At 60.9% G+C, this 12,834-nt stretch carries 11 protein-coding genes; 9 read left to right on the top strand and 2 right to left on the bottom strand.

All coding sequences use genetic code 11. The features are described from left to right. Positions 1-28: 28 nt before the first annotated feature. Positions 29-919 carry a LysR family transcriptional regulator gene (locus tag Q8O96_RS02215; RefSeq protein ID WP_102863672.1) on the bottom strand — a complete coding sequence of 297 codons (891 nt, stop codon included), beginning with the start codon at positions 917-919 and terminating at the stop codon, positions 29-31. Between the two features lie 153 nt (positions 920-1,072). Here Q8O96_RS02215 and leuC point away from each other — a divergent pair, with 153 nt between their 5' ends. From leuC to Q8O96_RS02250, 7 genes are all read left to right on the top strand, one after another. Beyond that, on the top strand, positions 1,073-2,491 hold the full coding sequence (gene leuC / locus Q8O96_RS02220) for a 3-isopropylmalate dehydratase large subunit (protein ID WP_102863671.1): 1,419 nt from the start codon (positions 1,073-1,075) through the stop codon (positions 2,489-2,491). Between the two features lie 10 nt (positions 2,492-2,501). Continuing rightward, positions 2,502-3,146 (top strand): 3-isopropylmalate dehydratase small subunit, encoded by a 645-nt coding sequence (gene leuD / locus Q8O96_RS02225; RefSeq protein ID WP_305948274.1) that lies wholly within the window; start codon positions 2,502-2,504, stop codon positions 3,144-3,146. 85 nt (positions 3,147-3,231) lie between these two features. Beyond that, positions 3,232-3,996, top strand: a complete 765-nt coding sequence (locus Q8O96_RS02230) for a class I SAM-dependent methyltransferase (RefSeq protein WP_305948275.1) — start codon at positions 3,232-3,234, stop codon at positions 3,994-3,996. Positions 3,997-4,047: 51 nt separating this feature from the next. After that, entirely contained in the window at positions 4,048-5,130 is a 1,083-nt protein-coding gene (gene leuB / locus Q8O96_RS02235; RefSeq protein WP_102863665.1) for a 3-isopropylmalate dehydrogenase, read from the top strand. Positions 5,131-5,184: 54 nt separating this feature from the next. Continuing rightward, positions 5,185-6,297, top strand: a complete 1,113-nt coding sequence (gene asd, locus Q8O96_RS02240) for an aspartate-semialdehyde dehydrogenase (RefSeq protein ID WP_102863663.1) — start codon at positions 5,185-5,187, stop codon at positions 6,295-6,297. A 177-nt stretch (positions 6,298-6,474) separates the two neighbouring features. Further along, positions 6,475-7,485 carry an aspartate-semialdehyde dehydrogenase gene (locus Q8O96_RS02245; protein WP_102863662.1) on the top strand — a complete coding sequence of 337 codons (1,011 nt, stop codon included), beginning with the start codon at positions 6,475-6,477 and terminating at the stop codon, positions 7,483-7,485. A gap of 205 nt (positions 7,486-7,690) precedes the next feature. Beyond that, positions 7,691-10,270 carry a FimV/HubP family polar landmark protein gene (locus tag Q8O96_RS02250; protein WP_305948276.1) on the top strand — a complete coding sequence of 860 codons (2,580 nt, stop codon included), beginning with the start codon at positions 7,691-7,693 and terminating at the stop codon, positions 10,268-10,270. A gap of 73 nt (positions 10,271-10,343) precedes the next feature. Here Q8O96_RS02250 and Q8O96_RS02255 read toward each other — a convergent pair whose 3' ends face one another. Beyond that, positions 10,344-11,003 carry a M24 family metallopeptidase gene (locus Q8O96_RS02255; protein WP_102863659.1) on the bottom strand — a complete coding sequence of 220 codons (660 nt, stop codon included), beginning with the start codon at positions 11,001-11,003 and terminating at the stop codon, positions 10,344-10,346. A gap of 218 nt (positions 11,004-11,221) precedes the next feature. On the opposite strand from Q8O96_RS02255, the gene truA reads away from it, so the two are divergent. Further along, entirely contained in the window at positions 11,222-12,046 is an 825-nt protein-coding gene (truA, locus tag Q8O96_RS02260) for a tRNA pseudouridine(38-40) synthase TruA (RefSeq protein WP_102863657.1), read from the top strand. 63 nt (positions 12,047-12,109) lie between these two features. Next, on the top strand, positions 12,110-12,742 hold the full coding sequence (locus Q8O96_RS02265) for a phosphoribosylanthranilate isomerase (RefSeq protein WP_102863655.1): 633 nt from the start codon (positions 12,110-12,112) through the stop codon (positions 12,740-12,742). Positions 12,743-12,834 lie beyond the last annotated feature (92 nt).

The following is a 12,834-nucleotide window of genomic DNA, read 5'->3' on the forward strand; positions in this document are numbered from 1 at the left end:
GGCTTGGCACGGGCAATACCCGGAAGAGCTATGCCGGGTTCCCTGGCCAATCGACTTGTGCATCCAGTAAGGCCATGAAGGCCCGCGCAGCATTCGACAGCGTCCGTTCGGTATGCAGGATATAGCCTAGCTGGCGTCGCAGTTGTATGCCCGGTAAAGGAATGCGCGCCACTTGATCGTCGAGCATGGTGCGGGGCAGGACGCTCCAGGCCAGACCGATGGAAACCATCATCTTTATAGTTTCCAGATAGTTAGTGCTCATGGCGATGTTCGGCGTCAGGCCTTGGGCCTCAAACAAGCGTTGGACAATATGGTGGGTAAAGGTGTTGCCGCCGGGAAAAACTGCCGGATGCAGGGCAATATCCGCCAGGCTGACCTGGCCGTTGCTGACCAGCGGATGTTCCGGGGCGGCGACAAAGTCCAGCGGGTCGTCCCAGACCGCGGTGGCCTTGATCAGGCTGTGGGGCTCGGGTGCCAAGGTGATCACCGCCAGTTCGGCGCGGCCGTGGAGGATTTCCTCGTAGGCCACCTCGGAATCGAGGAATTGGATGTCCAGCGCCACTTGCGGGTAGCGCCGGGTAAAGGCCCGCAGCAGCGGCGGCAGGCGGTGCAGGCCGATGTGATGGCTGGTGGCCAGGGTCAGGCGGCCGCTGACTTCCCCGGTGAGGTTGGTCAGGGCGCGACGGGTGTCGTCCAGAACGTTGATGATCTGATACGCCCGGGGCAGCAGAGCGCGTCCGGCCTCGGTCAGGCCGACCTCGCGGCCCAGGCGGTCGAACAGCCGCACATTGAGCTGCTGCTCCAGGCCGGCGATACGTTTGCTGATAGCGGGCTGGGTCAGGTGCAGGCGTTCACCGGCGCCGGAAAAGCTGCCGGTCTCGGCGATGGCTATAAAGGCATTGAGGTTGGCCAGGTCCATGGTTGTATTCCAGTTGGTTATCCAAAGCATGAAAAATATGAATTTGAGTTATTTAATCTAACGCCATAGCATCAGCCTCACAAGCCAAGGGGTTATTGATCGGCCGACGGTCAGGGCCCGGGGCATAGAAACAAGCTGATGAGGAATGGTCCGATGGCCGGCAAGACGCTCTACGACAAGCTCTGGGATTCGCATTTGGTCAAGCAGCGCGACGATGGTTCGGCGCTGATCTATATCGATCGTCACATCATCCATGAAGTGACCTCGCCGCAAGCGTTCGAAGGCCTGCGTCTGGCCGGACGCAAGCCATGGCGCATCGATGCCAACATCGCTACCCCGGACCACAACGTACCGACTACGCCTGAGCGCAAGGGCGGGATCGAAGCGATTGCCGATCAGGTCTCCCGGCTGCAGGTGCAGACCCTCGATGACAACTGTGACGAATACGGCATCGTCGAATTCAAGATGAACGATGTGCGTCAGGGCATCGTCCACGTGATCGGCCCGGAACAGGGCGCCACCTTGCCGGGCATGACCGTGGTCTGCGGTGACTCCCACACCTCCACCCACGGTGCCTTTGGTGCCCTGGCCCATGGCATCGGCACTTCCGAGGTGGAGCATGTGCTCGCCACTCAGTGCCTGGTGGCCAAGAAGATGAAGAACATGCTGGTGCGCGTGGAAGGCACCTTGCCCTTTGGCGTGACCGCCAAGGACATCGTCCTCGCAGTGATCGGCAAGATCGGCACCGCCGGTGGCAACGGCCACGCCATCGAGTTCGCCGGCAGCGCGATTCGCGACCTTTCCGTTGAAGGCCGCATGACCATCTGCAACATGTCCATCGAAGCCGGTGCCCGTGTCGGACTGGTGGCGGCGGACGAAAAGACCGTGGCTTATGTCAAGGGTCGTCCATTTGCACCCAAGGGCGCCGAATGGGACTTGGCGGTCGAGGCCTGGAAAGACCTGGTGTCCGATGCCGATGCCCAGTTCGACACCGTGGTCGAGCTCGACGCCGCGCAAATCAAGCCGCAAGTCAGCTGGGGCACTTCGCCGGAAATGGTTTTGGCCGTGGATCAGCGCGTGCCGGACCCGGCCAAGGAAATGGACCTGGTCAAGCGTGACTCCATCGTCCGTGCCTTGAAGTACATGGGTTTGAGCGCCAACCAGGCCATCACCGACATTCAATTGGATCGCGTGTTCATCGGTTCCTGCACCAACTCGCGGATTGAAGACTTGCGTGCCGCGGCGGTGATCGCCAAGGGCCGTAAAGTGGCCTCCACCATCAAGCAGGCGATCGTGGTTCCGGGTTCGGGGCTGGTGAAGGCCCAGGCTGAGTCGGAAGGCCTGGACAAGATCTTCCTCGAAGCCGGCTTCGAATGGCGTGAGCCGGGCTGCTCGATGTGCCTGGCGATGAACCCGGATCGCCTGGAGTCCGGTGAGCATTGCGCTTCGACGTCGAACCGCAACTTCGAAGGGCGCCAGGGTGCCGGTGGGCGCACCCATCTGGTCAGCCCGGCCATGGCCGCCGCCGCCGCTGTCAGCGGTCGTTTCGTCGACGTCCGTGAATTGATCTAAGGAGCGCAGCATGAAAGCTTTCACCCAGCACAATGGTTTGGTCGTGCCTTTGGATCGTGCCAACGTCGACACCGACCAGATCATCCCCAAGCAATTCCTCAAGTCGATCAAGCGCACCGGCTTCGGTCCGAATCTGTTCGATGAGTGGCGCTACCTCGACGTGGGCCAGCCCTACCAGGACAACTCCAAGCGTCCGTTGAACAAGGAGTTCGTCCTTAACGCCGAGCGTTACCAAGGGGCCAGCGTGTTGCTGGCGCGGGAGAACTTCGGCTGCGGCTCGAGCCGTGAGCACGCGCCCTGGGCCCTGGAAGAGTACGGTTTTCGCAGCATCATCGCGCCAAGCTATGCCGACATCTTCTTCAACAACAGCTTCAAGAACGGTTTGTTGCCGATCATCTTGAGCGACGCCGAAGTCGACGAGCTGTTCCAGCAGGTCGAAGCCACGCCGGGTTACCAGTTGCACATCGACCTTGAGGCGCAGACCGTGACCCGTCCCGACGGCAAGGTGTTGAAGTTCGAGATTGATGCCTTCCGCAAGCATTGCCTGCTCAACGGTCTGGACGACATCGGCCTGACCTTGCAGGACGCTGACGCCATTGCCGCCTTTGAGGCCAAGCATCGGGCCAGCCAGCCCTGGTTGTTCCGCGACGCCTGATCACCGGCAGCCAGCTCCTGCGGATTTGTGTTGCAGGAGCTGGTTGGCCAGCGAACGCCGTTCCCCTGATCAAAAGGACCACAGCATGACCAGCAACGCCCATAGCCAGGTGGTACAGAAGCAATTCGGTGAACAGGCCTCGGCCTACCTGAGCAGTGCCGTACACGCTCAAGGCGCCGAATTCGCGCTGCTACAAGCCGAAGTGGCGGGCCGGGGTGCTGCCCGGGTCCTGGACCTGGGCTGTGGCGCCGGTCATGTCAGCTTCCACGTTGCGCCGCTGGTCAAGGAAGTGGTGGCTTACGACCTCTCCCAGCAGATGCTGGATGTAGTGTCGGGAGCCGCGCAGGAGCGTAATCTGAACAACGTCCGCACCGTTAAAGGCGCAGCTGAGCGCTTGCCGTTCGCCGACGGCGAGTTCGACTTCGTCTTCAGTCGCTACTCGGCTCACCATTGGAGCGACTTGGGCCTGGCCTTGAGAGAGGTGCGCCGGGTGCTGAAGCCGGGTGGCGTGGCGGCGTTCATTGATGTCTTGTCGCCGGGCAGTCCACTGCTGGACACTTACCTGCAAAGCGTCGAAGTGCTGCGTGACACCAGTCATGTTCGTGACTATTCGGCTGGGGAGTGGCTGCGCCAGGTCAGCGAGGCAGGGTTGCATACCCGCAGTACCGCTCGTCAGCGTCTGCGCCTGGAGTACAACTCCTGGGTCGAACGCATGCGCACGCCCCAGGTGCTGCGGGCGGCAATTCGCGAGCTGCAGCAGGCAATGGGCAATGAAGTGCGCGAATATTTTGAGATTGAGGCCGATGGTTCGTTCAGTACAGATGTACTGGTGCTGTGGGCCGAGCGATAGAACTTTTCCGGGCGCGCCTGCGGATGCGCCGACAGAGCAAATGAGGAACGCATGAGCAAGCAGATTCTGATTCTCCCAGGTGACGGTATTGGTCCGGAAATCATGGCCGAGGCGGTCAAGGTGCTGGAATTGGCCAATGACAAGTACAGCCTGGGCTTCGAGCTGAGCCACGACGTCATCGGTGGTGCTGCCATCGACAAGCACGGTGTGCCCCTGGCCGATGAGACCCTGGATCGTGCTCGTGCCGCCGATGCTGTGCTGCTGGGTGCTGTGGGTGGTCCGAAGTGGGACAAGATCGAGCGTGATACCCGTCCTGAGCGCGGCTTGCTGAAGATTCGTGCGCAGTTGGGTCTGTTCGGCAACCTGCGCCCGGCGATCCTCTATCCGCAACTGGCCGATGCCTCGAGCCTGAAGCCGGAAATTGTCTCGGGCCTGGATATCCTCATCGTGCGCGAGTTGACCGGCGGCATCTACTTCGGCGCGCCTCGCGGCACCCGTGAGCTGGAAAATGGCGAGCGCCAGTCCTACGACACCCTGCCGTACAGCGAAAGTGAAATCCGTCGTATCGCCCGGGTCGGCTTTGACATGGCGCGGGTGCGTGGCAAGAAGCTCTGCTCGGTGGACAAGGCCAACGTTCTGGCCTCCAGCCAGTTGTGGCGTGAAGTGGTCGAACAAGTGGCGCTGGACTACCCGGATGTCGAGTTGAGCCACATGTATGTGGACAACGCCGCCATGCAACTGGTGCGTGCGCCGAAGCAGTTCGACGTGATCGTCACCGACAACATGTTCGGCGACATCCTCTCCGATGAGGCTTCAATGCTCACCGGTTCCATCGGCATGCTGCCGTCGGCTTCCCTGGATGCCAACAACAAGGGCATGTACGAGCCTTGCCACGGTTCGGCGCCGGACATCGCCGGCCAGGGTGTTGCCAACCCGCTGGCGACCATCCTCTCGGTGTCGATGATGCTGCGTTACAGCTTCAACCTGAATGACGCGGCAGATGCCATCGAGCAGGCGGTGAGCCGAGTGCTGGATCAGGGTTTGCGCACCGGTGACATCTGGTCGGCCGGTTGTACCAAAGTCGGTACGCAGGAAATGGGCGATGCAGTAGTCGCCGCGCTGCGGAATCTGTAATCTTTCGGGCCCACCGCACAGACGGTGGCCCACTTTTGTAAAGGTGTAGTTGCGATGAAACGTGTAGGTCTGATCGGTTGGCGCGGTATGGTCGGTTCCGTGCTCATGCAGCGGATGCTTGAAGAGCAGGACTTCGATCTTATTGAACCGGTGTTTTTCACCACTTCCAATGTCGGTGGCCAGGGGCCGTCGGTGGGCAAGGACATTGCTCCACTGAAGGACGCCTACAACATTGAAGAGTTGAAAACCCTCGACGTGATTCTGACCTGCCAGGGTGGCGACTACACCAGCGAAGTCTTCCCCAAGCTGCGTGAAGCCGGCTGGCAGGGTTACTGGATCGACGCCGCTTCCAGCCTGCGCATGCAGGATGATGCGGTGATCATTCTTGACCCGGTGAACCGCAAGGTCATCGACCAGCAACTGGATGCCGGGACCAAGAACTACATCGGTGGCAACTGCACCGTCAGCCTGATGCTGATGGGCCTGGGCGGCTTGTTCGAAGCCGGTCTGGTGGAGTGGATGAGCGCCATGACCTACCAGGCGGCCTCCGGCGCCGGCGCGCAGAACATGCGCGAGCTGATCAAGCAAATGGGCGCGACCCACGCGGCTGTCGCTGATGACCTGGCCAATCCGGCCAGCGCCATCCTCGACATCGACCGTAAAGTGGCTGAAGCCATGCGCAGCGATGCCTATCCGACCGAGAACTTCGGCGTGCCCCTGGCCGGCAGCCTGATCCCGTGGATCGACAAGGAACTGCCTAACGGCCAGAGCCGTGAAGAGTGGAAGGCCCAGGCCGAGACCAACAAGATCCTCGGTCGCTTCAAGAGCCCGATCCCGGTGGATGGCATTTGCGTGCGTATCGGTGCGATGCGCTGCCACAGCCAGGCGCTGACCATCAAGCTCAACAAGGATGTGCCGATCGCCGATATCGAAGGGCTGATCAGCCAGCACAATCCCTGGGTCAAACTGGTGCCGAACCAGCGCGACATCAGCATGCAGGAGCTGAGTCCGACCAAGGTCACCGGCACTCTGAACATTCCGGTTGGCCGTCTGCGCAAGCTGAACATGGGCTCGCAGTTCCTCGGTGCCTTCACCGTGGGCGACCAGTTGCTGTGGGGTGCAGCCGAACCGCTGCGCCGCATGCTGCGGATCTTGCTGGAGCGTTGATTCTCTAAGCGTTTGAAACAGCCCGCCCCTTGCACAAGGCGCGGGCTTTTTCATGCTCATGTAGCGGACTCGCCCGCGAAGAGTGCTTTAGCCCAACCGGCACTTTCCCCCGCGAATTGCCTCGTCACCCCGTGCCGGGTAAAGTGCCGCTCCCCCCGTTCCGCCTGAGGTAGCACCATGACCCCGTCCTTTGATATTGCTGTTATCGGCGCCACCGGCACGGTTGGCGAAACCCTGGTGCAGATTCTCGAAGAGCGTGATTTCCCCGTTGCCAACCTGCACCTGCTCGCCAGCAGTGAGTCGGCCGGTCACTCGGTGCCGTTTCGCGGCAAGAATGTTCGTGTGCGAGAAGTCGACGAGTTCGACTTTGGCAAGGTTCAGTTGGCGTTTTTCGCCGCGGGCCCTGCGGTGACCCTGAGCTTCGCTCCGCGAGCCACAGCGGCCAATTGCGCCGTGATCGACCTCTCCGGTGCCTTGCCGTCGGCCCAGGCACCCAATGTCGTGCCTGAGGCCAATGCCCAGGCGCTGGCTGGTCTAAAGAAGCCGGTGCAACTGAGCAGTCCCAGTGCTGCGGCCACGGCACTGGCGGTGGCGCTGGCGCCATTGCAGGGCGTGCTGGATATCCAGCGGGTCAACCTGACGGCCAGCCTGGCGATTTCCAGCCAGGGGCGTGAGGCCGTCAGCGAGCTGGCCCGGCAAACCGCCGAACTGCTGAATGTGCGACCGCTGGAGCCGCGTTTCTTCGACCGCCAAGTAGCCTTCAATCTGCTGGCTCAGGTCGGTACGCCAGATGCCCAGGGACACACTCTGTTGGAAAAGCGTCTGGTGAGAGAGTTGCGGGAGGTGCTGGGGCAGCCTTTATTAAAGATTTCTGTCACTTGCATTCAAGCACCGGTGTTTTTTGGCGATAGCTATAGCGTGACTTTGCAGTCAGGTGCCGACGTCGATCTGGCGGCGGTGAATGCGGCGCTGGAGGCGGCTCCCGGCCTGGAACTGGTGGACGCCGGTGATTATCCCACCGCAGTGGGTGACGCCGTGGGCCAGGACGTAGTCTATGTGGGGCGGGTTCGTGGGGGCGTCGACGATTCGGCGGAACTGAATCTGTGGCTGACTTCGGACAACGTCCGCAAAGGTGCGGCCTTGAACGCTGTGCAGCTGGCTGAATTGTTGATAAAAGACCTGCTGTAAAAGATACTTGGCAACAATTTGCAGAATGAATCTAGCTGGGCGCTATGCTTGGCAAGTTGCTGGAGGTGAGTGGCCGTCAGGTGCTCCCGGGGCATGCAGTAAATAATCCCGCGTGGCGGTCGCTCATGATCCCGCGCAGTGCCTTATGGCAGCCGCTACAAAACCTTCTCGCTGGCCGAGGAATGTTCAAACAAAGGATGAGGCTATGGTTCAAGTTCGCAAACTGGTGTTAGCAATAGCGGCCGCCTCGGCGCTGTCCTCCGGTATGGCGCAGGCGCTTGGGCTCGGGGAGCTGACCCTGAAGTCGAGTCTGAACCAGCCTCTGGTAGCAGAAATCGAATTGCTCGATATCAAGGACCTTACTGCTGCGGAAGTGGTGCCCAGCCTGGCCCCGGCAGAAGAGTTCGCCAAGGCCGGCGTCGATCGTCAGGCCTTTCTCAATGACCTGAGTTTTACTCCTGTTCTCAATCCAGGCGGCAAGAGCGTACTGCGGGTGACCTCTAGCCAGCCGTTGTCGGAGCCGATGGTCAAGTTTCTGGTCCAGGTAATGTGGCCCAACGGTCGTCTGCTGCGCGATTACAGCGTGCTGCTGGACCCTTCGAAGTTTTCCCCGCAAACCGCTGCTGCTGCACAGGCGGCACCGGTCAGTGGCCCGGCGGTGAATGCCCCGGTCACTCGGGCCAACAAAATCAGCAAGCCTGAGCAATACACAACTGCGCCTCGTGACACGCTGTGGGAAATCGCCGCAAAGAATCGCAATGGCGCGTCGATCCAGCAAACCATGCTGGCGATCCAGGCGCTGAACCCGGATGCCTTTATCGACGGCAACATCAATCGATTGAAAGCTGGCAGGGTCCTGCGCCTGCCTGACGTGGTGCAGAGCACCGCGTTGCCGCAGCCCAAGGCCATTGCCGAAGTTGCTGCGCAGAATGCTGCCTGGCGTCAGGGGCGTCGCGCTGGTGCACGGAGCCAGCTGCAGGTGGATGCGACTCGTCGTGCGGGTGCCGAAAAGGCGCCCAAGCAGGTCAACACCAAGGACAACCTGAGCCTGGTTTCTGCGGACAGCGGCAAGGCTGGTGGCAAGGGCGTCGCGGGTGATAGCAAGGCCCTGAACAACAAGCTGGCGGTGACTCAGGAAAGCCTGGATGCAACCCGTCGCGATAATGCTGAGCTCAAGGAGCGCATGGCGGATCTGCAGAGTCAGCTGGACAAGCTGCAGCGCCTGATCGAATTGAAGAACAACCAGTTGGCCAAGTTGCAGGCTGAAGGTGCAGCCCCTGTCGCTCAGCCAACAGCGGTGATGCCTGCTGAGCTGGTGGCCAAACCTGAGGCGCCTGCGGCGACGCCAGTGGTTGCGCAAGCTCCAGTCAGTGAGCCAGCAGCCAATCCGGCTCCGGATGTGCCAGCGGCCCAGGCTGACGAAGACAAGTATGGCGACCTGCTGACCAATCCAATCCTTCTCGGGCTGGTAGGTGGCGGTGCGATAGTGGCGGTGTTGCTGCTGTTGCTGTTGCTGGCGCGTCGTCGCAAGGCTCAGCAGGAAGCGGAAAAGCACCTGCGCATGGCGCGGGCGTTGTCCGAGGAAAATAGCGACTTCGCCGAGGAACTGGATCTTCCGGAAGGTAGCTTCGAAGGCCTTGAAGTCCCGCCACCAAGCGTCAAGCTTGCTCCAGCTCCAGCTCCAGCTCCAGCTCCAGCTCCAGCTCCGGTGATGGCGCCAGTTCCGGCGGCGCCGGTTGAGCGAGCCACCGATGTGCTGGGACAGGCGCAGAACCATATCGATGGTGGTCGCCTGAATCAGGCGGCAGCCATTCTTGAAGAGGCGGTCAAGCTCGAGCCGCAGAGCAGTGATCTGCGCCTCAAGCTGATGGAAGTGTATGCGCATCAGGGGGATCGCAGTGCCTTCGTCGCTCAGGAGCGGCAGCTGGTAGCCAATGGCGATAACCACGCTCAGGTCGAGCAGCTCAAGAGCCGTTTCCCGGCGATGGTGGCGGTGGCGGTGGCGGCGACAGCGGGGCTGGCTGCTGCGGCTGTGGCTGCGGAACTGGATGCTCAGTATGTCAAGGAGCTGCTGGATGAGCCTGAGCCCGCGGCGCCTGTGGAAGGTCTGGACGCGGATTTCGATCTGAGCCTGGATGACCTCGAGGCAGCTTCGCCAGCGGTAGTGGCGTCCGAACCTGAGGTTGAGCTGGAGGAGTTCCCTCTGGACGACGACCTGAGCTTTGGTTCGGTTCTTGAGCAGCAGACTGCGGCCCAGGAAAGCCTGGATGATCTGGGGGATTTCGACCTTGATCTCGGAGCGGACCTGCCGGCGTCGACCCAGAGTGACGACGACTTCCTGTTGAGCCTGGAAGACGATCTCAAGGATCTGCCGGCTGGCGATGTGCCTACCGTCACCGAGTCCACGCTGGATGACTTGGATCTGTCGGCGGACTTCGATCTGTCCCTGGCTGATGAAATGGATGCCGCGGCAGAGCCCAAGGACGCCTTTGCCTCCGAACTGGATGATGTCAACGCCGAACTGGATCGTCTGGCCCAGAGTCTGGATCAGGCGGAGCCGGCTACGCCAAGCTTCACGGCTGAAGATGCTGCGGCTGCGCCTGAGGAAGCGGATTTCGACTTCCTCGCCGGCAGCGATGAAGTGGCCACCAAGCTGGATCTGGCTCAGGCCTATATCGATATGGGTGACAACGACGGCGCGCGGGATATTCTGGGCGAAGTGCTCAGCGAGGGTAATGAAGGGCAGAAGAGCGAAGCGCAGGAAATGCTCGCAAGGCTGGCCTGAAACAACCCGATGCTTGAGCAGAACGGCAGCCGATAAGGCTGCCGTTTTTGTTGGTGGCGCTTTTGGCGGTCATTCAGACCAGCAGGTCTTCGTAGAAGGCGCCAAAGGGGCGAGTGGGGTGGGCGATCTGGATTTCCAGGATCCACAGGCCCACTTGTGGGCAGTCGGCGAAGTCCCCCAGGTCTCCAGCGCGATAGATGGCGTGGGGGAAGTCGCTGACCCGATGCCCCTTGATCTCCAGGTTGAGCATCCAGCCCATGGCGCGGGCCTGTTCTTCGGCATATTGGTACAGTTCGGCGCCGGCCACTTGATGGGTTTTCCAGTGATCGTGCACCTGATCGAACAGGCTCTTGGCGGCCGCGGCACAGGCGTGCATTTCCTCGTCGCAACCTACGACGTAAGTCGCTCCACAATCGCCTTCGTGGCGATCCCAGACGACTCCCAGGTCAATGAAGAACAGATCGTTTTCATTCAGCTGGGGGTCGCTGTCGGAGCGTTGCTTGAAGGTCTTAAGGGTGTTGGCGCCAAAACGAATCAGCAGTGGGTGCCAAATACGTTCCATGCCCAGCTCCTGTAATACTTGCAGGCCCATCTCCCTGGCGGTGGATTCGTGCATGCCGGGTCTGATCCGCCTGGCCATTTGCGCGATGGCCTCCCAGGTCATGCGCTTGGCGTGGAGCATGCCTTCCAGGCTGTAGGCCAGGCCCACGGCTTCTTTGTTGGTTGCGATCATTCGTCGGCTCTCGGTCAGGGTGTTTGTTTTTCTACCGCTATGTAGATTGCTATATAGCGATGACCTGGCGGCTGATGCAATCGTTGTCGAGGTGAAGCAATCTGCAACTAAACCGCGGCAGTGCATGGCGTCTGCTCCCGCCAGCCTTATAATGAGCGCCTTTGCGCATATCAGCAGGCTGTAAGTTCTTGGCAAATATAGATAACCCGGCCGCCGAAATGGCGGCCGCAGGCTTTTCCCGCATCGCTCTGGGTGTTGAATACAAGGGATCGCGCTATCGCGGTTGGCAGCGTCAGGCTTCTGGTGTGCCCAGCGTCCAGGAAACCCTGGAGAAGGCCTTGTCCAGGGTCGCGGATTCTCCCGTGGTGGTGGCTTGTGCGGGGCGTACCGATGCCGGTGTGCATGCCTGTGGTCAGGTGGTGCATTTCGATACCCAGGCCGTGCGCTCGATGAAGGCTTGGGTCATGGGGGCCAATATCAACCTGCCTCATGACATCAGTGTCAGTTGGGCTCGTGAGATGCCAGCGCATTTTCATGCTCGGTTCAAGGCGATTGCCCGGCGCTATCGCTATGTGATCTACAACGATCAGATCCGTCCGGCCCATCTCAATGAGGAGGTCACTTGGAATCACCGGCCGCTGGATATCGAACGGATGGCCCAGGCTGCCGCGTTTCTGGTGGGGACCCATGATTTCAGTGCGTTCCGGGCCGGTCAGTGCCAGGCCAAGTCACCGATCAAGGAGATTCACCACCTGCGGGTTACCCGGCACGGCAAGATGATTGTCCTGGACATTCGCGCCAGTGCCTTCCTGCATCACATGGTGCGCAATATTGCCGGGGTCTTGATGACTATTGGTGCGGGCGAGCGGCCGGTGGAGTGGGCGCGGGAGGTCTTGGAGAGCCGGATTCGCCGCACGGGCGGGGTCACCGCCCATCCTTTCGGCCTGTATCTGGTGCAGGTGGAATACAAGGATGAGTTCCAGTTGCCGGAGCGATACATCGGGCCACATTTCCTCACCGGTTGGTCTGAACTTGACGGCTGACGCCCGGAAAAGCATTTGCTACCATCCGGAACTTTCCGAATTTGCCCCCGAGGTTCAAACGACATGTCAGCTGTTCGCAGCAAGATTTGCGGTATTACCCGCATAGAAGATGCGTTGGCAGCGGTGGCGGCGGGGGCCGATGCCATCGGTCTGGTGTTCTATGCCAAGAGTCCCCGGGCGGTGAGTGTGCAGCAGGCGCGGGCGATCATCGCCGCCTTGCCGCCGTTCGTGACGACGGTCGGGCTGTTCGTCAATGCCAGTCGCTGCGAGTTGGGGGAGATCCTCGATGCCGTTCCGCTGGACCTGCTGCAGTTCCATGGCGATGAGTCGGCAGCGGATTGCGAGGGTTATCACCGTCCCTATATCAAGGCGCTGCGAGTCAAGGCCGGGGATGACGTTGCTGCTGCCTGCCTGGCTTATCCGCGCGCCAGCGGAATTCTGCTGGATACCTATGTCGAGGGTGTGCCGGGGGGAACTGGCGAGGCCTTTGACTGGTCCCTGGTTCCTCAGGGGCTGAGCAAGCCGATCATCCTGGCTGGCGGGCTGTCTGCGCAGAACGTCGCCGAGGCCATTACTCGGGTTCGCCCCTACGCGGTGGACGTCAGTGGCGGTGTGGAGCAGAGCAAGGGCATCAAGGACCCGGCAAAGATTCAGGCATTTATGCAGGCAGTGCGTCGTAGCAACGAGTCGATGTGACGGCTGGCAGTCTGCCGCCGTCCATAACACCACTGTACAAAACAGGCAGGCGCCGCCTTAAGGCGGGGTCGGAATCGAGTGGCAACCGCTCT

It is taken from the genome of Pseudomonas sp. LPH60, assembly GCF_030718165.1.
GTDB classification, from domain to species: Bacteria; Pseudomonadota; Gammaproteobacteria; order Pseudomonadales; family Pseudomonadaceae; genus Aquipseudomonas; species Aquipseudomonas danubii.